22 protein-coding genes and 1 riboswitch are annotated in these 20,328 nt (G+C 46.9%); of the genes, 6 read left to right on the top strand and 16 right to left on the bottom strand.

What is annotated here, in order from left to right; all coding sequences use genetic code 11:
- Positions 1-56: 56 nt before the first annotated feature.
- Genes AB7D94_RS04890 through pilB form a run of 5 tightly spaced genes read right to left on the bottom strand, consistent with a single transcriptional unit; the run spans position 57 to position 3,999 of the window.
- Complete coding sequence (locus tag AB7D94_RS04890) at positions 57-839, bottom strand: dual OB domain-containing protein (protein WP_420264610.1); 783 nt, start codon at positions 837-839, stop codon at positions 57-59.
- A complete protein-coding gene (locus AB7D94_RS04885; protein WP_420264609.1) occupies positions 817-1,257 on the bottom strand; it encodes a DUF488 domain-containing protein in 441 nt (146 codons plus the stop codon). The genes AB7D94_RS04890 and AB7D94_RS04885 overlap by 23 nt, the downstream gene beginning before the upstream one ends.
- A 4-nt stretch (positions 1,258-1,261) precedes the next feature.
- On the bottom strand, positions 1,262-1,744 hold the full coding sequence (locus tag AB7D94_RS04880) for a DUF488 domain-containing protein (RefSeq protein ID WP_420264608.1): 483 nt from the start codon (positions 1,742-1,744) through the stop codon (positions 1,262-1,264).
- 12 nt (positions 1,745-1,756) lie between these two features.
- The gene (locus tag AB7D94_RS04875) at positions 1,757-2,224 is read right to left on the bottom strand and encodes a Crp/Fnr family transcriptional regulator (RefSeq protein WP_420264607.1); all 468 of its coding nucleotides are present in this window, start codon (positions 2,222-2,224) and stop codon (positions 1,757-1,759) included.
- Positions 2,225-2,250: 26 nt separating this feature from the next.
- Entirely contained in the window at positions 2,251-3,999 is a 1,749-nt protein-coding gene (pilB, locus tag AB7D94_RS04870; RefSeq protein WP_420264606.1) for a type IV-A pilus assembly ATPase PilB, read from the bottom strand.
- A 222-nt stretch (positions 4,000-4,221) separates the two neighbouring features.
- On the opposite strand from pilB, the gene AB7D94_RS04865 reads away from it, so the two are divergent.
- Positions 4,222-5,040, top strand: a complete 819-nt coding sequence (locus AB7D94_RS04865; protein WP_420264605.1) for a GNAT family N-acetyltransferase — start codon at positions 4,222-4,224, stop codon at positions 5,038-5,040.
- A 33-nt stretch (positions 5,041-5,073) separates the two neighbouring features.
- Here AB7D94_RS04865 and AB7D94_RS04860 read toward each other — a convergent pair whose 3' ends face one another.
- The 7 genes from AB7D94_RS04860 to thiS are packed head-to-tail and all read right to left on the bottom strand — an operon-like array spanning position 5,074 to position 10,851.
- Positions 5,074-5,778 carry a hypothetical protein gene (locus tag AB7D94_RS04860; protein WP_420264604.1) on the bottom strand — a complete coding sequence of 235 codons (705 nt, stop codon included), beginning with the start codon at positions 5,776-5,778 and terminating at the stop codon, positions 5,074-5,076.
- Positions 5,747-7,120 carry a DNA repair protein RadA gene (gene radA, locus AB7D94_RS04855; RefSeq protein ID WP_420264603.1) on the bottom strand — a complete coding sequence of 458 codons (1,374 nt, stop codon included), beginning with the start codon at positions 7,118-7,120 and terminating at the stop codon, positions 5,747-5,749. The genes AB7D94_RS04860 and radA overlap by 32 nt, the downstream gene beginning before the upstream one ends.
- Positions 7,113-7,895, bottom strand: coding sequence for a bifunctional hydroxymethylpyrimidine kinase/phosphomethylpyrimidine kinase (thiD, locus tag AB7D94_RS04850; RefSeq protein ID WP_420264602.1), 783 nt, complete (start codon positions 7,893-7,895; stop codon positions 7,113-7,115). The genes radA and thiD overlap by 8 nt, the downstream gene beginning before the upstream one ends.
- A 13-nt stretch (positions 7,896-7,908) precedes the next feature.
- Entirely contained in the window at positions 7,909-9,192 is a 1,284-nt protein-coding gene (thiC, locus tag AB7D94_RS04845; protein ID WP_420264601.1) for a phosphomethylpyrimidine synthase ThiC, read from the bottom strand.
- Complete coding sequence (gene thiE / locus AB7D94_RS04840) at positions 9,189-9,809, bottom strand: thiamine phosphate synthase (RefSeq protein WP_420264600.1); 621 nt, start codon at positions 9,807-9,809, stop codon at positions 9,189-9,191. Before thiE ends, thiC begins: the two co-directional genes overlap by 4 nt.
- A gap of 16 nt (positions 9,810-9,825) precedes the next feature.
- Positions 9,826-10,611, bottom strand: coding sequence for a thiazole synthase (locus AB7D94_RS04835; RefSeq protein WP_420264599.1), 786 nt, complete (start codon positions 10,609-10,611; stop codon positions 9,826-9,828).
- A gap of 39 nt (positions 10,612-10,650) precedes the next feature.
- Positions 10,651-10,851: a sulfur carrier protein ThiS gene (thiS, locus tag AB7D94_RS04830; RefSeq protein ID WP_420264598.1), complete on the bottom strand. Its 201-nt coding sequence runs from the start codon at positions 10,849-10,851 to the stop codon at positions 10,651-10,653.
- A 54-nt stretch (positions 10,852-10,905) separates the two neighbouring features.
- Positions 10,906-11,033, bottom strand: a riboswitch (TPP riboswitch).
- 92 nt (positions 11,034-11,125) lie between these two features.
- Between thiS and AB7D94_RS04825 the strand changes: the two genes are divergently transcribed.
- Together AB7D94_RS04825 and AB7D94_RS04820 are read left to right on the top strand one after the other, a co-directional pair.
- A complete protein-coding gene (locus AB7D94_RS04825; RefSeq protein WP_420264597.1) occupies positions 11,126-11,317 on the top strand; it encodes a type II toxin-antitoxin system HicB family antitoxin in 192 nt (63 codons plus the stop codon).
- Between the two features lie 243 nt (positions 11,318-11,560).
- Positions 11,561-12,274, top strand: coding sequence for a hypothetical protein (locus AB7D94_RS04820; protein ID WP_420264596.1), 714 nt, complete (start codon positions 11,561-11,563; stop codon positions 12,272-12,274).
- Positions 12,275-12,351: 77 nt separating this feature from the next.
- Here AB7D94_RS04820 and AB7D94_RS04815 read toward each other — a convergent pair whose 3' ends face one another.
- Positions 12,352-15,435, bottom strand: a complete 3,084-nt coding sequence (locus tag AB7D94_RS04815) for a bifunctional diguanylate cyclase/phosphodiesterase (protein ID WP_420264595.1) — start codon at positions 15,433-15,435, stop codon at positions 12,352-12,354.
- Between the two features lie 71 nt (positions 15,436-15,506).
- Positions 15,507-15,935 (bottom strand): response regulator, encoded by a 429-nt coding sequence (locus AB7D94_RS04810; protein ID WP_420264594.1) that lies wholly within the window; start codon positions 15,933-15,935, stop codon positions 15,507-15,509.
- A 228-nt stretch (positions 15,936-16,163) separates the two neighbouring features.
- Between AB7D94_RS04810 and AB7D94_RS04805 the strand changes: the two genes are divergently transcribed.
- Positions 16,164-17,090, top strand: coding sequence for an ABC transporter permease (locus AB7D94_RS04805; protein WP_420264593.1), 927 nt, complete (start codon positions 16,164-16,166; stop codon positions 17,088-17,090).
- Positions 17,077-17,901 (top strand): ABC transporter permease, encoded by an 825-nt coding sequence (locus tag AB7D94_RS04800; protein WP_420264592.1) that lies wholly within the window; start codon positions 17,077-17,079, stop codon positions 17,899-17,901. The genes AB7D94_RS04805 and AB7D94_RS04800 overlap by 14 nt, the downstream gene beginning before the upstream one ends.
- 20 nt (positions 17,902-17,921) lie before the next feature.
- Here the strand turns inward: AB7D94_RS04800 and dksA are convergent, their stop codons facing one another.
- Entirely contained in the window at positions 17,922-18,353 is a 432-nt protein-coding gene (gene dksA / locus AB7D94_RS04795; protein ID WP_420264591.1) for an RNA polymerase-binding protein DksA, read from the bottom strand.
- Positions 18,354-18,541: 188 nt separating this feature from the next.
- Between dksA and AB7D94_RS04790 the strand changes: the two genes are divergently transcribed.
- Complete coding sequence (locus tag AB7D94_RS04790) at positions 18,542-19,009, top strand: MamS/MamX family magnetosome protein (RefSeq protein WP_420264590.1); 468 nt, start codon at positions 18,542-18,544, stop codon at positions 19,007-19,009.
- Positions 19,010-19,076: 67 nt separating this feature from the next.
- On the opposite strand, the gene AB7D94_RS04785 is transcribed toward AB7D94_RS04790, so the two are convergent.
- On the bottom strand, positions 19,077-20,135 hold the full coding sequence (locus tag AB7D94_RS04785) for a PBECR2 nuclease fold domain-containing protein (RefSeq protein ID WP_420264589.1): 1,059 nt from the start codon (positions 20,133-20,135) through the stop codon (positions 19,077-19,079).
- Positions 20,136-20,328 lie beyond the last annotated feature (193 nt).

Raw genomic sequence — 20,328 nt, 5'->3', positions numbered from 1 at the left:
TTAATCTGTTAATCCTTTAATCTGTTAATCCTTTAATCTGTTAATCCTTTAATCTTTTAATCTTTAGAGAATTTTCTAATCATTGTATCTGAGTGTGTTGTATATAAACCGTTTATCTGAAGCCAGCACTTTTCCTGATAAGGGCGTGTCAGGCCTATTCTTACGTACGTGTATGTGTCTTTTTGGAAGAGGTCATTGTTTATTTCCTGAAGGAACTGTTCGGCGGCGATTGCGTCGTCGGCATAGGCGTCATCTGCGTATGTGGGTGGTTGTTGCATTTGGTGGCGGCTGATGAGGAAATCAACAAGTTGGAGGTCATTTACTTTTAGGCAGAACTGGCTGTTGCCGGAGGTGAAGGATGCCCTTATATCTGGGTGGTAGTCTTTGTTAATGGTGATTGAACTGATTATTGGTTTAGTTTCTAATTTAATGAGTGAAAGGGATGGGATTTCAGTTCCTGGGGCTATCCACTTGTCTTCCTGGATTGAGTTGTTTAACCTGTCAGGGAGTGAGTTTGAGCTGCTGTGTTGAAGTAGCTCCTGCCACTCGTTTTGTGAGACGAATCGTCTGAATGAGACACTGTCTCTGACGGAGAAATCCTCTGTATGTGGCGGGGTGGTGTGGAGCTTGGGCATTCCTGTGAATGTGCAAATAGCGCATGGGTAGATGTTGTTGGCCTTTATGAAGTCCATTTGGATATTGCCGGAGAACCGTACCGGGCGAATGTTCTCAAGTGTGTCGAGATTAACTCCCGCAATACAGACGCCGTTTCTCATGTATGTGAGGTCGGTAATTAATACGTGGACACGGGTGATTTTAGAGGTGTATGATTTCTCCATCCCTGAATAGTTCCTCAATCAGAAGTTCGGCGGCGAGCCGCCTGTGGCATTTGTCCGCCTTTGGCTCTGAACACAGAAGGACAAATGGTTCGATTAGGGGGTTGTTCTGTTGCAGATGATTTATTATGTGGCGGTCTTTGATTAGTTGCATGTAGGATTGTGTGTATTGCTCCCAGTTTTTTGTTGCCTTATAGTTGTTTCGTGTGATTTTATCCGGTGCGAGTTCGGGGATATGAACGTATGATGCGTCAAGGAGTTCTCTCAGGAAAAATTTCAGGTCTTCTCTTTTTGTAAATCCCGCAAGTTGAGACGTATTGTTTTCTCTTAGGTCAACTACTTGTTTGATGGAATTGGCACGAAGGATTGAGAAAAATTGACTTGCCGTTTTCTTTGAGAACCCTATCGTATATATTTTCATGGTGTTAAAACAGCGACAACTGGATTTTTGACATATCTTTATAGTCGTCTTCGCACATTGAGCGGTCATGCCGTATGTGGATAACCTTAACTCCCCGTTCACGCAGGTCAAAGCCTATTAAGGCTCTTCGATGGCATGTGAATGGGTCTTCCTCTGAGCACATGATGGCAACTTTGCAGACTTGGGCGATTTCAAGGAGCCTGTTAAGACCCTCGATGTAGAAATCCTGTTTCCTGAGCAGGTCGTAATCGGGGTGTTTTCCTCTGTATATGGGCGCGTCTTTTGGATATCCACCTAATTGGCTGCCCATGTAGAGGTAGCGTAGAGGGGGGAGTGAGCGTATCAGGTTTTCTCTGTTAAACTGTGGGGCGTAGCGGCTGTATGGGCTGCTTCTTACGTCAACAAGTGTTTCTATTGCAGCCGTTTTCAGGAGCCTGACGAAGTCATTCGTTGGAATGTCCGAATGGCCTATTGTGTGGATAGTCATTTCAAGGCACCGTTATGGGGATTCTTCGGGGAATTTTATGACATCTTCGAGTTTCGCTATCATATACTCTATGCGGGACATTGCCTTTCGAAGGCGCTGCGACACGGCAGTACCTATACCTTTGTAGAGGCGGATTCCGAATGTCGGGTCTGTGTTAATCCTGTCATCTATGGCCTCCTTTGCAATAGAAAGCACTATTGATGGCTCAATCGCTATGACTGTGGCTGACGTGGGAACATTCTCCAGATAGGACATCTCGCCTATAATCTCACCGGCGCCTATTGTTGCTACCTGCTTATAGCCGCTTGTTGATAGATACACCCCTAAAAGCCCTTCAAGCACTATATAGACGGCCTCAGTAAACTCCCCCTCTTTTATCAGCAATGTCTCCGGTTCCAGGTGCTCTTCCATGCCCATTGACAGCAGCCACTGAATGTCCTCGTCGCTCAGTATCTCTAATATTTTGACCATTGTTGACATATATCATTCTCCCCGCCCTTAATTATTTAATCGCCGAACGTGCATCGCAGCACCTCGTCCACTGTTGTCACACCTTCGTTCACCTTTACTAATCCGCTTTGTCTGAGTGTCAGCATCCCCAGCTTAATTGCCTCTCGTTTCAGCTCATCTACGGTGGCACCGCCGAGAATAAGCTCTCTCAATTCGTTTTTTACAGGCATTACTTCATACAAGGCAATTCTGCCTTTATAGCCTGTCTGATTGCACGCGTCACAACCTGCCCCGGACAATGTCTTAAAATTTGGTAAATCCTCAGGGGAGACTCCGACCTGTGTTAGTATCTTGTCCGATACCTTGATTTCGCCCTTACATTTTTCACATATCTTTCTCGCAAGCCTTTGTGCCATCACCATGATTACCGACGACGATACCAAAAAGGGTTCTATCCCCATGTTCATAAGCCTTGTTATCGTGCTTGGCGCATCGTTGGTGTGCAGGGTACTCAATACCATATGGCCGGTCAGGGCGGCCTTGACCGCTATTTCAGCCGTCTCATGGTCTCTTATCTCTCCAACCATGATTACGTCAGGGTCCTGCCGCAGAAACGCCCTTAGCGCGGCCGCAAATGTGAGGCCGACCTCCTGCTTTATCTGCACCTGGTTTATACCGGTGAGGTTATACTCTACCGGGTCCTCTGCTGTCATGATGTTAACGTCGGGTTTGTTTACGGATTGCAGGCCGCTGTAGAGCGTGGTCGTCTTACCACTTCCTGTGGGGCCGGTAACAAGCAGCATCCCGTAGGGCTTGCTCAAGGCCTCCTGAAAGTCTTCGAGTTGTTTCTGGCCAAAGCCCAGTTTCGTCAAATCAAGCTGAAGATTGGTCTTGTCAAGAAGCCTCATAACTATTTTTTCGCCAAAGATGGTTGGCAGCGTAGAGACACGAAAATCTATCTCGCCGCCGTTGTCGTATTTGAGTTTTATCCTGCCGTCCTGGGGGATGCGCCGTTCGGCTATGTCAAGCCGCGCCATTATTTTTATCCTTGATATGAGGGCGTTTCTGATAGAACCCGGCAGCGGCATAATCAGTTTCAGCACACCATCCATTCTGTAACGCAGTATGACTTCCTTCTCTGTTGGTTCGATATGAATATCGCTTGCCTTGTCGCTCACCGCGTTAATCAGTATGCCGTTGACCAGCGTTATTATTGGGGCTGCCTCGGCGTCTTTCAAGGACACTCTCTCTTCTTTGTCCTCGACAATCGTCATATTCTTAGAGGCTCTGCCGATGAGTTTATTTATTTCCTCCATGCCGAGTGTGACCTTAGAGGATGGTGACGTGCCGTCGAGCGCTATTTTTTGTTTGTCCGCCTTTGGATAAAATTCGTCAATTGCCTTTATAATCGAGGCCTCTGTGGTGACATACATGGATATTTTCATTTTGGTTATAAACTGAATCTCTTCAATAGCGGGTCTGTTGGACGGGTCTGCGATGGCAACCTTTAGAGACGACCCTTCTTTTGAGACCGGAATCAACATATTCTTTTTTGCCTTTTCATAGGGGTAGATTTTCAAAAGTGTTGTATCAACCTGATACTTGGAGAGGTCTATGAGGGGCGTGTTGTACTGTTTGCTCAAAAACTCCATGAGTACCGGTTCTTTAATGTACCCTAATTTTACTAAGGCCGTCCCGAGCCTTACATTGTCCGACTTCTGAACTACAAGGCCTTCCTCCACATGTTTCTCAGTAACAAGCCCCGCCTTCACTAACTGCTGACCCAATAACGTTAACGCTGCCATTTTCTAACATCCCCTGTTATGATATAGTTTACAAGGCCTGCCCACTCACCTGAGCGTTTTGCCTGGTCTTGAGATGAGGCTATTATGTCACAATATTACTCATTTGTGCAATCGTGTGACGGGGTGAGTTGGAATTTTATTTTGGCACTCGTAATAGTTTTGCTTTACTAAAGTATAGGATATCAAGTTAAATATCATGTGCCTGATTTGATTATCAGAAATATGTCTAAGGAAGAGATTGGCATAGCAATTACATGGGCTTGTGCCGAGGGATGGAACCTTGGCCTTCATGATATCTCTCCATTTTATGAGGCTGACAATAACGGCTTTTTTCTTGGCTCTATTGAAAACAAACCTGTTGGTTGTATTTCGGCTGTTAGCTACGGCAAGGGATTTGGCTTTATCGGATTTTATATAGTACGGCCTGAGTTTAGAGGACGCGGCTATGGGATTAAGCTTTGGCGCCATGCTATTGGCTATATGGGAGAAAGAAACATAGGGCTTGACGGCGTATTGGCTCAACAGGAGAATTACAAAAAATCCGGCTTTAAACTTGCCTACAGAAATATCAGGTTTGAGGGTATTGCAAGGAATTTCAAAATACCGTCACATATTGTTTCATTGTTGACTGTACCGTTTGAAACTGTAGTTGCTTATGACGATAGACTGTTCCCTGCTTCCCGCCCACGCTTCCTTAATCTTTGGATCAATGTGCCCGCTCACATTTGTCTTGCCGCCTTAGATAATGAAAGGCTCGCCGGTTTTGGAGTAATCAGGCCTTGCCAGAAGGGATTTAAAATAGGACCTCTTTTTGCCGACAATCCCGAATTTGCCCAAGATCTTTTTTGTTCGCTTATATCACATGTGCCGAGTCACAAATGCGTATATCTTGATACGCCAGAGGTCAATACTGAGGCGGTCGGTTTAGCCGGGAAATACGGTATGGCCAGGGTTTTTGAAACAGCCCGCATGTATACGAAAACGGAACCGAAAATAGAAATTGAAAAGCTCTTCGGGGTCACCTCTTTCGAACTTGGTTAAGTATGGCGAGTGTCTGTTGTTCGGCGACTATTCTCACCTGGGGTTCGGTCCCCACATGCTTTCCTTAGCGGGTTGTGTTCTTGTAACAGTGCGCCTCTTCAAATCCTTATTTGTGTCGGTTGTTAACTCTACCTTGTCGAACTCTATGGTAATGTTGTACCTCTCTGATGACGCCTCAAGTTTCATGGGAAACCATATCCCTTCAATTTTCCTGGCCTCCTTATATGCGATGTGCAAACTCTCGCCTCTGGGGAGCGCTATCGCCTGTTCTATGGGTTTAAGGGTAGTCTTATCAATGACTATTATTTGCCCGGGCCTCTTCAGATAGAAAGAGCTTCCAGTGTCGGTTATGTTAATATCCTTTGAGTTCCACCAGAAAATCCCCTCTTTGATACATTTAACCACTGCGACCTCGTCATCTCCCTTTAACTCAGGGCTACTTTGAAAGACCCCGCCGCTTTGTTTGAGTTCGCCCACCGGAAAGCCCATCGCATATATTTTTACATCAAAACCATCGGCCGTTACCCTGATTGAGGCGTCACCTGAGAGGCTCCCCCCGTCCATTTTTATGTCCACTGAGGCCGACCCCTTGATCTGCTCAATGTGGCCTAACCTGTCCATGAGCATAGGTAATGTCAGTATCGCCTCTTCAGGGGTTTCCCTGTGTGAGACCTGTGCCGTACAGGAAATCACAAGGATAAAAATACTAAATATCAAGAGCTGCTTTAATGGCCTCATCAATGTCCTTCACTCCTATTAGTTTTATTTCTGGTTTAATATTTGCGTTAAGCCTGCTGAGATTGGACTCAGGCAGGATTGCCTCCTTAAAGCCTATCTTTGCCCCCTCTCTGATTCTTGCCTCGGCGTGAGACACCCCTCTGACTTCGCCCGAAAGTCCTACCTCTCCAAACACAAACACATGCTGCCGTATTGGCAGCTCCCTAAACGACGACGCTATTGTTGTTACTATCCCAAGATCAAAGGCCGGTTCGGCTATCCTCAACCCCCCGACTACATTGAGAAATGTATCCATCCCGCCGAGGTGTAATCCCCCGGTTTTCTCAAGCACCGCTATCAGCAGGTTGACGCGGTTGACATCCACGCCAATAGTGGCGCGCCGCGGGACGCCAAACGTTGACTGGGAGACAAGGGCCTGAAGTTCCACCATTATCGGGCGTGTCCCCTCAACGGTTGCTACCACTGTTGTGCCTGAGACACTCTGCGGCCTTTCGGACAGGAACAGCTCAGAGGGGTTTGTTATCTCTGCCAGACCGCCGTCTCTCATCTCAAAGACCCCGATTTCGTTTGTTGAGCCGAAGCGGTTTTTTACCGCCCGTAAAATCCTGTACGCGTGCCCCCTGTCACCCTCAAAATACAGCACCGTATCAACAATATGCTCAAGCACCCGTGGGCCGGCGATAGCGCCTTCTTTTGTCACATGCCCGACAAGGAATATAGGGGTCCCGGAGCCTTTAGCGAACATCATCAGCTTTAGGGCGCATTCCCTTACCTGCCCGACAGAACCGGGTGCCGATGGGATTTCCTGTGTGAACACCGTTTGAATCGAATCAATGACAACTATTGATGGTTTCATGCGTTTTATGTGATCAAAGATATTTTCCATACACGTCTCAGACAGGACATTCACTGACTGCCCTGATATATTAAGCCTATTTGCCCGGAGTTTTATTTGCTTTGGGGATTCCTCGCCGGAGACATAAAGGGCGGGGGTTCTTATAGTGGGATTTTCAACGTACAGGCTCCACAGCATCTGAAGGACGAGTGTGGACTTGCCAATGCCGGGGTCTCCGCCAATCAGAATAAGCGACCCTGAGACGATTCCCCCGCCTAGTACCCTGTTGAGTTCCTCAATGCCGGTGCTCAGGCGGTCTTCGCTGTCGAGGGTTATATCGGCGAGTGACTGGGGGGCTGCCCCGCCATCTTTTTTTATTGCCTTTACCCTGTCCTGTTTTTCCTCAACAAAACTGTTCCATGCCCCGCAGTCCGGACACTTTCCAAGCCACTTTGGAGAGGCTGCCCCGCAGGACTGGCACTCGAAGACTGTCTTTACCTTATGCACGAAGCACTCTCATCCCTTTGCCAATGCGATAGGCACCTTTGATGGCGGCCTCTACGGTTTTTTTTGCCATTTTTACGGCATCGGGGCAGTTGTGCCCAAGGGCGAGATTGGCCGCTATGGCCGCCGAAAACACGCAGCCCGTGCCGTGGTAACTGCCGTCATACAGGGGCGTTTCAATTTTTATGAAATTGGTGCCGTCATAGTATGTGTCTGCTGCCGCGTGCCTGAGATGTCCGCCGGTTATTACCACTGCCGCACAGCCCATTGCGTGAAGCGATTTCGTGACCTCCATTATGTCTGCCTCAGTCTCCACAGTTGAGCCGCAAAAGAGCGCGGCCTCGAAAATGTTTGGCGTAAAAACCTTTGTCAGCGGCAGCAGGTCTCTTTTAATCACGGCGACTGCCTCAACATCAAGCATCTCCTTTCCCGATGACGATACCGCAACAGGGTCAACTACGAGGTTCTTTAAATTATACTTATTAATCATGCCAACTAAGATGGCGACAAGTTCGGCGTTACACAGGACGCCTGTCTTGAGGGCGTCGGGGATGATGTCATCAAGCAAGACGGTTAACTGCCGTTCAAAGATGGCGCCGTCAACGCCGTAAACCCCCGCCACAGCAAGCGTGTTTTGCGCCGTTAAAGAGGACGCCACAGCCATGCCGTGTACATTGAGGGAACGAAACACCTTCAAATCAGCCGCAATCCCGGCCCCGCCGCACGGGTCTAGCCCTGCCACGGTCAACGCGGATTTCATCTTCACTAAGTCAACCATGCTATGCCACGCGTTATTTCCCGTGCAGGGCGCGCTCCACCGTCTTAATCGCGCAGAAATCGGAGCACATGCTGCATACCTCTTTTTGCGCTGGCGGCATATGGGCGCGCATCGCCCTGACTTTTTCAGGATTAAAGGACATAGAAATCTGCCCTTCCCAGTCGAGTGCCTTTCGGTAGCGGGCCATTTTGTTGTTTCTTTCAATGGCCGCCGGTATCCCCTTTGAAATATCCGCCGCGTGGGCGGCTATCTTTGAGGCGATAACGCCCTCTACGACGTCTTCCACATTGGGAAGCCGAACGTGTTCAGACGGCGTAACGTAACACAGGAAATCCGCCCCCGCCGCCCCTGCGATTGCCCCGCCGATGGCCGCCGATATGTGGTCATAGCCCATGCCGCAGTCTGTCACCAATGGCCCAAGCACATAAAACGGCGCGCCGTTACAGAGGGATTTCTGGAGCTTTATGTTCATCTCCACCTGTGGGAGCGGCACATGCCCCGGTCCTTCGATTATCGCCTGAATACCGGCCTCAAGGGCGATTTTCTGGAGCTTGCCAAGTATAATAAGCTCCTCTACCTGTGCCCGGTCAGTGGCGTCGGCAAGGCAGCCCGGCCTCATGCCGTCGCCAAGGCTCAGTGTCATGTCATACTTTCTGCATATCTCTATGAGCCGGTCATAGTGCTCGTAGAGGGGGTTTTCCCTGTTGTTTACGATCATCCACTCAAGCATGATTGAGCCGCCGCGGCTGACTATATCGAGGATTCGTCCTTGCGCCTTCAGATGGTTTACCGCCCCCATTGTGAGGCCGGAGTGTACGGTAACAAAGTCCACGCCCTCTTCGGCGTGTGATTCGATTGTCTCAAACAGCTCATCCACGGTCATCTTAAGGACTGAGCCGTGCCTTTCGACGGCCTTAACCGCGGCCTCGTATATGGGTACCGTGCCGATTGAGATAGGGGAGTGTTCTGTCAGCGTCCTGCGTAATTCTTTGATGGGGCCGCCGGTGGATAAATCCATCACGGCGTCAGAGCCGTATTTGACCAGCAGGGAGAGTTTATCAAGTTCCTCGTCAATGGATACGTGGTCTTTTGATGTGCCGATGTTGGCGTTGATTTTTGTGCGCATACCGCGCCCTATGCCCAGCGGTGTAATGGCGCGTTTGGTGTTTCTGGTGATTACGCTATAACCGTTTGCGAGGTCTGCGGAGACCGTCTCAGGGGGCAGGCACTCGGCGCTGGCCACCTCTTTCACCTCATCGGTAATGATGCCCTTGCGGGCGGATTCTATTCTTGTCATTTCAGCAGCTCCAGGTATTTTTCTGTTACGACAGAGATATTGTCAGAAGACAGTATCCCGGAAATGACGGCAATGCCGTCCGCCCCAAACTCCATGACCTCCTCTACGTGTTGCGGTTTAATGCCGCCAACGGCAAACACCGGCAGTTTTACCTTGTGTTTTACTTCTTGAATTATGTCAAGCCCTATCGGCTCACCGTACTGCGCCTTTGACGGGGTGTGGTAGATTGGGCCGAGCAGGAGATAATCCGCCCCCTTGCGCCGCGCCTCAAAGGCCTCGTCAAGACTGTGCGTGGATTTGCCTATGAGCAGTTTGCCACCGGCAAGCCTTCTGGCGGCGTCTATCGGGATGCTTTTTTCCCCAAGCTGCACGCCGTCGGCCTCTGCACAGAGGGCAATGTCCACCCTGTCGTTGATAAACAGGAGTGCGCCGTATTGTCTTGTCATATGGCGCAGCTCTACGGCCATGCCCATAAGCGCCCATGCGGATATGGACTTTTCACGAAGCTGCACGGCCTTCACCCCGGCCCTGAGGGCCTCCCCGACCGCGGTCAAAAGCGCCCGGGCGGGGTCTGAGGCTCCGGTGATAAGCATTAACTTAAAATCAAGATTTGCCATTATCTGTTCACCATATTTAGAGCATCCCGTCAAAGGGGCTGCTTGCCGCGGCGTAGAGCCTGCGGGCAATCCTGCCGGCCTTATAGGCAAACCGCCCCGCGATGACGGCGTGTTTCATAGCGGCGGCCATCATGATGGGCTGCGTCGCACCGGCAATTCCCGTGTTTATCAAAACAGCGTCACAGCCAAGTTCCATTGCAATAGCGGCGTCTGAGGCCGTGCCAACTCCGGCGTCCACTATAATTGGCACGCCCTTGACCGTCTCAAGGATGATTTTAATATTATATGGATTCCTTATCCCGAGGCCTGAGCCAATAGGGGCACCGAGTGGCATAACGGCCGCCGCCCCGGCGTTGACAAGCCTTTGGGCGATAATTGGGTCGTCAGTTGAGTATGGCAGGACAATAAAACCCTCCTTAGCCAGTATCTCGGTAGCCTTGAGGAGGCCGCACACATCAGGGAATAATGTCTTGTCGTCGCCGATGACCTCAAGTTTGACGAAATCCGAAATACCCGCCTCACGCCCAAGCCGGGCATAGCGAAGGGCGTCCTCAACGTTGTAGCATCCCGCCGTGTTGGGCAGGATTTTATACACCTTGGGGTCAATGTAATCAAGGAGATTGGGCGTCTTCCTGTCAAAAATATTCACTCGCCTCACAGCCACCGTGACCATGTCCGCCCCGGAGGTCTCAATGGCCTTTTTCGTCTCTTCGAAATCCTTATATTTGCCCGTGCCGACCCACAATCGGGATTTAAACTCCACACCGGCAATTGTCAGTTTGTCATTTGATGCGTTTTCCATAAAGAAATATCCTCCTGATTATTCTATAAGCACAGGCGCTCAGCCGCCGCCGACGAAATTAACCACCTCGACATTGTCGCCATCTTTGAGGGCGGCGCTGTCGTATTGGGCCTTCTTAACGATGGCCATATTAAGCTCAACCGCCACGCGCAGGGGATTAATGTCAAGCTCAATGAGCAGGTCAGAGACGGTAGAGGCCGCCTTTGTGATATAGTCGTTGCCGTTTAGCCGTATTTTCATATCAGTCTAATCACCATGCCTATTTCTTCATATTAATTGGGGCGGGAACATCAACGGAAGCCAGCCGCCCGTTCCCTCCGCCGGAATTACCCGTTTCAGGTTCAAGGGGTCACCTGTAAAGCAGGTATCTCAGACTGCGGCCCGCACACACACTCAGGCGGCAGCCTCCCCCAGGGTATCATTAGTAAGATTATATAAAAACGGGCGGTTATAGGTCAATATGTGTTTTATTTTGGGGGCAATCTGATATAATAACTTTATGGACGGGGATGATATGACGCACCGGATGACGATGATTTACTGGAAGGGGGATAAGTTTTGGTTAGGCAAGCTGTTAGACCATCCCGATATTATGACACAAGGCGAAACCCTTGAGGAGTTGGAAGAGAACATTAAAGACGCATATCGCCTGATGGTTTTGGAGGACATCCCCGGTGATTTCAAGGTAAAAGAAATTGCTGTATGAAGCGAAAGGAGCTTTAAGAGACATGATGAGTTGTTTAAACGCATAATTCAGATACGACCCGCAAAACAAGCAAATAGGAATTCATACCATACAATATGGAGCGCGTTACCATTGTTCAATATTACCGCAGAATATTTATGCAATAAAAACAACTACTTATAATATTTTTCATCTGGCATGTAAATTGCGTTTATAACGGTGAGGATTTTCCTCGATAAAATCATGTTGTAGGGAGAAGGAAAAATGTCAGCAGGTACTTTTGAAATTACTCTGAATGAGTTGAAAATCGACAAAGGAACAAAAGCATCAGGGGGTAAGATTACTAATGTCTTAGCAGCAACATTGTTCTATCCGAGCGCTGGACGAGGAGAGGTGGGAACTATTAAGACCATTACTATTGAAACCGGTACGGTTTCTTTTACGAATAGCAGTTTTGAGAATAAAATACTTTTCAAGGAGAAAATATCTGGAAATACTCAGATAAAATTCAAAATCACTCAAACTATAGAGCTTACGGACATGGAAAAGTTCGTAGTGAAGCTGTTACATAACGTTTTTGGCGCTGGCGCTAAAGTTGCGTCAGAAGCTATTTTAGCTGGTGTTACTGCTGGCATAGGAAATGTGTTGATAGGGGCAGCATTAAATACGAGTATTGATGAATTACTTAAAAAGATGTTTGATGAAGATTATAAACAGATTACAATACTTGGAGAAGGCAGCATATATCTTAAGGCTGCGAATTTAGCTGGTGCCACAACAACAATGGAAATAGTCTTAAGATGTCCTGACGATATAATTATTGCGACGAACAGACAGACCGGAGGCCTTGAAAGTTTTTCGCCAACACAAGCGCCAAGAGATTCGGCTGATAATACTCTGTATGATACAGCAAAAGAGGTAATAGTTAATAAAGGCGATCCAAACGGTGCAATAGCTATAGAAATCACTGAAGTCTAAGCTTACAACCCAAACTCGCCATAAGGCAATCACGCCTTATGGCGATGTTTTTTATTTGCCCCTTTCAGTTGAACGCATCATATTTTTGCTACCTCCAGCGTATTTCCATTATAATTAATGTATATATATTCCTCCCTCAACAAAACCTCAAATTCATCAGATGGCACTGGTTTGCTGAATAGATACCCCTGTACCTCATCACAGCCAAGTGAGCGCAATACTTCTAACTGTGCTATCGTTTCCACGCCCTCGGCTATTACTTTTAATCGCAGATTATGTGCCATATCTATTATCGTCTTTACTATTGTGATATCATCCTTGTTGCTTGATATTTCTATTATAAAACTTCTATCTATTTTTAATTTCTTAAATGGAAGATTTTTTAAGTAACTCAGGGATGAATACCCTGTGCCGAAATCGTCTATTGCTACCTGCACTCCTATTGAGTTTAGTTTTCTTAATAATCGGATTGTTGCATCCACGTTTTGCATAGATAAACTCTCTGTAAATTCTATCTCCAAATGCCGGGGGTTCAATTCTGTTTCATATATAACCTGCATTACCAAATCCTCAAAGTTATATTGTCGGGCTATTTGTTTCAATGAAGCGTTTACAGCTATTGTTATAGGGGGTAATCCCATTTTCTGCCACGCACTGTTTTGCATACAGCTATTACGCAAAACACCTTCACCGAGGGATATTATCAATCCCGTATCCTCTGCCAAAGGGATAAATTTATATGGCGGTATCAGCCCTCGTTGTGGATGTTGCCAGCGCACCAGCGCTTCAGCTCCTATCAACCTTCCATTTTTAATGTCTATTTGTGGCTGATAATGAACTATCAACTCATTATTGTCTATCGCGTGGCGCAGTTCATTTTCTAACTGTATCCTCTCATGTATCATGGCATCCATATCGGCATTGAAAAACGTATGCGTGTTTTTCCCTGACTTCTTTGAATGATACAGTGCAATCTCAGATTGTTTTAAAAGTTCGACGGCGTCCATTGCATCAACTGGATAGACACTTATCCCTATGCTCATAGTAATCTTGAGAGAACCCTTTGGTGTTTCAATCTGTTGTTCAGATGTTTGTAATATTTTTTCGGCTATTTTTTCGGCATCAGCGATAGTCACGATATTCAATGCAATTATTGAAAACTCGTCACCACTCATCCTTGCTACTGTATCTATTTCGCGTACACAGCTCGTTAATCTCTTAGCGGTCTCCTTCAATATTGTATCGCCTACAACATGCCCCATTGCATCGTTAATATCCTTAAAATTGTCTATATCTATGTACAATACCGCCAACTGATTATCTTCGCGTTTTGAATATTTCAGCTCATAGTTCAATCTATCAGAAAATAACGACCTGTTTGGAAGTCCTGTAAGGGCATCATGATTGGTAATATGAGAAATTCTATCACCTACAATCTTTCGTTCGATCATGCCGGCTAATACATTTGATACAGATGTCAGAAAGTTATCTTCAAGGTCATTACGTTTGTGTCCCTCTGGTACATATAGATTTATAACACCCAGCACCTTTCCTTTTGAGATTATAGGTGTGCAGTAATGTCCGTGATTCTGCGAGTGTTTAAATCTTATTTCGTGGTGTTCATCTATTGTGGATTTAAATACTATTTTACCCGTTTCAGCAGCTCGCCCGCATAAGCATTTTCCAAAAGGAAGGTGGCTACAGGCCTTAAATAAATCTAACGAGACACCCTTACGTGCCTTCATTACAAGAACTTCAGGGTTATCCTCAATTACAAATATACATCCCGTAGTTTTCTTTAATAGCCATGGAATATCACTAATTATATCAAGTACCATTTGTAATTGTTCTTTCAATGAAATCGGCTCAAGGGATATCAGTAATATTTGATTTATAACACTCTGAATTAAATAATTCTGACCATTTTTCACTTCCGTCTCTTTGCGCAGTATTACACCAGCAACTGTGCCAGATATACTTCTTAAAAATGCGTCATCCTCATTGTTGCGATTGTATCTTTCGCTCAGGTAGAAATTGATTACTCCTAATAATCTGTCAGCAGAAATGATAGGCACACAGTAATGCCCGTGTGGGGGTATATTTTCATAACTTATAGAATGTCCGTCTTCTCTGCTATTTCGTGAAAATACAATATCTTTAGTGGATGCAGATAAACCGCAGAGACATTTACCGTATGGTATCGTAGAGCATACCATTAGCTGTGCATCGCTGAAATTATGGGATGCCACCAGCCTGAGAGTCTTGTTTTCCTCATCGGCAAGAAAGATACTTCCTTTATTCTGCATATGCAGCCAGGGAATGGACATTAATATCCTTAATATATCTCTGCATAGTTTGTCCATAGAAACAGATTGCAGCGACACGGAAAGTATCGAGTTAGTTGTCTGCAGATTTTTTTTGCGTGACTCGTAATTGAATAACTTGATTATACCTACGATAGAAAAAGCAATAATCACAGCCGACATCGCTCTGAACACCTGAATTGGTATGCCTGTGAAAGATAGGAAACTCGAAACATTAATCATATTGGACAGAAATATACTGCCTTTAGGTACAACCACGCCGGCAAATATGCCATATGCTATGAAAACTATTGCGGCAATTATAAAGTATGTATCAGATCGTTTATGTTCTATTATACCAGCCTCCCTGCGGTATGTTAATAGGGCAACTGCAGTAAGAAGAGAGCCAGGCAGTGCTACAAAATATCTGAACAATATTTGTCCGGTGGTGATCCATTCCGTAGAACTATATATATATAACAATATAATAGACAAAACCAGCGGAATTAACCACCATTTCAGGTATTGGTAATATTTATGTGGAGGACAATTGACACATGTTATTAATGATTTCCTGCCAAATTCAAACAGGAAACAAAATGACGTTGCACAAAAAATAAAACTCAATATCTTCAGGATATTCTGTGATGGATGAATAAGTGCCATCATATCTAACCACTCATTTACTCCATGTAACAAGGCAAACGTGGATAGCAGCCATATATGATCCGATAATCTGAATTTACTATCACTCTTGGGTTGTAACGATATCGCAATTCCCATAAAAATAAAAGCAAACCCATAAATGAGAAATACATAGTCCATGTGGCTTTTGAAAAACTGTGATAACAGTTCCATGTTTTCTCCATTCCAATCAAAATCGCCTCAGGGCGATTTGTTTCATTTGCGGCAGGTCTGCAGCGGTTGGCTCATACCGCTGATTGATTCACGTCCCGGGCATTTTGTGAGATTTTTTCTATATATGGCCTTAGTTTTATATTGAATGTCTTTTCGTCTATCGTTTGCGACAGCGGCGGTTTCGTTATGAAACCCGTTACAGACGCTTTTACACATGCCAATACGCTTTCCTTGTCCTGCTTTTCGGTTATTATTACAAGCGGCGTTTCCTTTATCGCAGGGTTTGACCTTACCTTTTTTAGTATCGTAAGCCCGTTTACATAACCGTAGTTGTCCCAGTCGCTTATTATCAGCTCATATTTAACAGAATCCTCTTCTATCTTTTTCAGGCCGTCAACATCATGGGATGCCTTATCTACGGCAACGTCAGGAAAATTCGCCCTGAGGTAGCTCTCAAGGTCCTTCAGCAATGACTTGTAAAATGAGATTATCAATACCACGTCATGCCCCTCCTCACGTCATGCCCCTCCACGTACCCTCAGTGCAAAAGTACCTAATTTCGGTTAGTGTTGTCAAGAAAAATATTTTCATGGATATACATTACCCCCGCCATGTCGGCATAATTTTTTGTAACGATGTGTTATAATCTGCGCACGGTGGGTTCACAGGTGAAACGTATTGAGTTCACAGGAGATTATTTGATTGTCTGGATTTCGGGTTAACGGGACTTGTTCGCATACATTATAAAAAAACTCACGATGTTGGTGTTGCTCCTCCTTGGAATTACGTTTATTACGTTTTCTATCGTCAAACTCTTACCCGGTGACCCCGCCTCAGGGCTTATCGGGCAGCACGCCGACCCCGACGATATTAAACGTATCAATAGCGCCCTCGGCGTTGATAAACCCTTCATCTCGCAGTTCATGGGATACGTTGCGCTGCTTGCCCGCGGTGAACTTGGCCGGTCATATTACACCAACCGCGATGTCCTCACTGAAATCATGCGAAAACTGCCCAATACGATATACCTTGCCGCCGCCGCTATGGCCATTGCCATCATCGGTGGACTGGCGCTTGGCTTTGCCGCCGGGCTTAGGCAGGGCAGCGCCGTTGATAAGATATGCTCGGCACTATCTCTCACCGGCCTAAGCCTGCCCGTATTTTGGAGCGGCCTCGTCCTGATTATCATATTCAGCCTGAAACTCCGCCTCCTGCCCCCTTCAGGGACGGGCGGCATAAGATTCGTCATCCTTCCGGCCATCGCCCTGTCGCTTCCTGTTATGGCAAGTATCGCCAGAATCACGCGCTCATCGGCCATTGAGACCCTTGCGATGCCCTTTATTCGGGTGCTTCGCGCCAAGGGCCTGAAAAACTGGCGTATAAACTATATCCACCTCCTGAAAAGTATTTTAATCCCCCTGATAACCGTGGTTGGTCTTGACTTCGCAAGTTTTCTAAACGGCGCGGTGCTGACAGAGACCGTGTTTGGTTGGGACGGCATTGGCAGGTTTACAGTTGACGGGATTTTAAAGCGGGACTACCCCGTGATTTTGGGATGTATTATCACGGGCACCTTTATATTTGTCGTAGTGAACGCCCTAGTGGATGTGTCATACCAGATAGTTGACCCGCGTGTGAGGATTGTTAAAAGATAATATGTTTTCAAGGCTGCCCATAATCGTGCTGTTGCTCATCGTGGTTGCGGTCGTGTTTGCCCCTTATATAACACACTACGACCCGATTTCGATTAATCTTGACGAGATTAAGGCCGCACCCTCGCCGGGGCACCCGTTCGGGACTGATTGCAAGGGCAGGGATGTTTTGGCGCGCGTCTTATACGGCGGCAGGATATCGCTGGGCGTGTCGTTTGCCGCGGCGTTGGTTTCTCTGTGCATAGGGTTTACGGTGGGGCTGCTCTCAGGTTATTACGGCGGTTGGGTGGATACGCTGTTGATGGCGATTGTGGATTTGACACTTGCGTTTCCATCGCTGCTGCTTGCCATTGGCATATCGGTAGTGCTGCCGCCGACGAAGTTTACCGTCATGGCGGCCATTGCGCTGGTTGGATGGGCGTCATTTGCGCGGCTCATCAGGGGGCAGGTGCTAAAAGTGAAAGAGATGGCCTATGTGGAGGCGGCGCGGTCACTTGGGGCGGGTAATCTAAGAATTCTTGCAGTGCATATCTTCCCGCAGTGCCTCTCTCTGGGGTTGGTTATACTGGGAATAAAGTTCAGCGGGTATATATTGACTGAGGCGTCGTTGAGTTTTCTTGGCCTCGGGCCGCAACCACCCACGCCAAGCTGGGGTAATATGATTGGGGAGAACAGGGCATATATCATCTCAGAGCCGTGGATGGTACTGTTTCCCGGACTGGCAATCGCGGTAACGGCACTGTGTTTTAACTTATTCGGGGACTTCATGCAGGAGAAATATTCAAACTACGACGACAGACAGAGGCGCTCTTAATATTGTCTTAATATCCGGCATTACTCTTCCCTCATCTTTTCCTCTTCTTCCTGTTCGGTCTTGCAATCAATACACAGAGTGGTTACCGGACGGGCCTCAAGGCGTTTAATGCTGATTTCCTCACCGCAGTTTTCGCATAACCCATACGTGCCCTCCTCAATACGCTCCACCGACACGTCTATCTTTTTGAGCAGCTTCTGTTCGCGCCCCTTGAGCTTGAGCATAAAATTCATGTCTATTTCCGCGCTGGCCTGGTCGCCAAGGTCGGGAAAGGATACCGTGTCCGGCATGTTGTTCTTCACATATTCCGCACCGCTTAACAACTGCCGTCTCATGTAAACCAATCTATTTCTCATCATGAGAATAGCCTCCTGCCTCTTATCGGCCTTCTTACTGAGCCTCGGCGGTTTCTCACCTACGGGCGGTTTCTCATCTGCTTTTTTTGTTGACATCTCTCTCTCGTTAAACCTCTTTTTCCAGGTGTATACCTGATGGTCATGGATGATAACAAAACAGGAAATCTTTAGTCAAGACAGCCCCAAAAACTAATCTGAGATTTTTTTTGCCTCACGAAAGTCGCGCATATCACGGGGCAATTATAGTAAAATATGGCCATAACTTAGTGTAGGAGGCATGGACTATGGCAAGGGAGATTGCGGCGCTGGCCCTGATACTATTATTACTGGCGCAGGGGGGTGCTGTGTCAGCGTCGTCGCAGCCCTGGCGCGGCTGGAAGGGAAGTGGTGGCTGGGGAAGCGGCGACCAGTATCAGAAGATGTATGACACTAAGACTGTGGATGTTATAACCGGAGCGGTTGAGGCAGTGGAAACGTTCACGTCGCCGGTAAGAGGGATGTCCATTGGCATACTCTTAATCCTGAAAACCGGAGATGGCACAATTGCGTACACCTCGGGGTTTATTGAAAGACAGGATGTTAAGTTTGACAAGGGCGACACCGTTGAAGTCAGGGGCGCTAAGGCAACATTCGACGGCAGCCCGGCCATCATAGCGGCGGAGGTTAAAAAGGGTGGGGCTACACTGAGACTAAGAGACGAAAACGGCCTCCCGCGCTGGGCAGGGTTGGAGACTGCTGGACAGGCTCGTTGATACATATCGGATTATTTTCTTCGGTGGGCTTGACAGGAACATCGTTTTGTGGTATACTATAAGCAGTCTAATCAAGGGGCCTGCCTGCGTTGGCAGGGTGTTCGTGGGGCATTGAGGCAGCGATGTAGATCCCACGGGCCGACGTATCATATAACATCCTGCCTTTCTTGATGGACTTAATCAAATATTCGGGCTCCTTAGGATGACTGCTGATAGATATTTCTTTCCCATCCTTCTGTATGGTAATTGATGTGAAATATGTATTTTTATCTTTGTCAATAAACGGCTTAATATAAATCCTTTTAGTATCCCTCTCCGCGCCCTCTTTTGGGTCGTGGACTTCCACCACATATAAAGGGTCTGTCAATGTCGGCCTAATCAGCCCAAAATACTTTTCTCTGCGTTTAGTCCTTAACTTCCAATACTGATTCCTGCCAAGCGTTACATCACCGACAGGCGTTTTAACTGTTTGGTTTTCTCCGAATTCTCTTTCCCATGTCTCCGGCGTAAACTCTAACTCCCTAAACGGCGCGGCATTGTCTTTAAGCCTCTTCAGTATATCAGGATTATTTTCTTCGGTGGGCTTGACAGGGGTCTCGTAATTTGGTACACTATAAGCATCATCAAGATGCCCGCCTGCACTGGTGGGGTGCTCCTGTGGCCTTGAGGCGGCAGGCTGAAGAACAGGTGCCGACGTACTATATAGCACTTCACCATTCTTGATGTATCTCATTAAGTCTTTGGCGTTTTTTTGATGACTACTAATTGATATTTCCTTCCCGTCTTTCTGTATGGTAATTGATGTGAAATACGTGTTCCCGCCTTCACCGATAAACGGCTTAATATAAATCCTTTTAGTATCCCTCTCCGCGCCCTCTTTTGGGTCGTGGACTTCCACCACATATAAAGGGTCTGTCAATGTCGGCCTAATCAGCCCAAAATACTTTTCTCTGCGTTTAGTCCTTAACTTCCAATACTGATTCCTGCCAAGCGTTACATCACCGACAGGCGTTTTAACTGTTTGGTTTTCTCCGAATTCGCTTTCCCATGTCTCCGGCGTAAACTCTAACTCCCTAAACGGCGAAGCATTGTCTTTAAGCCTCTTAAGTATATTGTCATCTATCACCTTATTATCTCTGACTATTTTAGCCTCAATATGGGTATCTTATACCAATAGCAGTAATGTTATCAACCCTCGCCGACAGGGCAAACGCATTAGAAAAATAAAGCAGAAGATACCTAATGCAATCACTCCGGCTTGTCCCTTGCCGTCATTCCGGCTTGTCCGGAATCTTCCCTTTATTGGGAGTTTCATGATG

The organism is Candidatus Magnetominusculus dajiuhuensis (assembly GCF_046044395.1).
Classification (GTDB): Bacteria; Nitrospirota; Thermodesulfovibrionia; order Thermodesulfovibrionales; family Magnetobacteriaceae; genus Magnetominusculus; species Magnetominusculus dajiuhuensis.
Note: the sequence above shows the minus strand (reverse complement) of the source record. Positions and strands in the feature narration are given on the sequence as shown.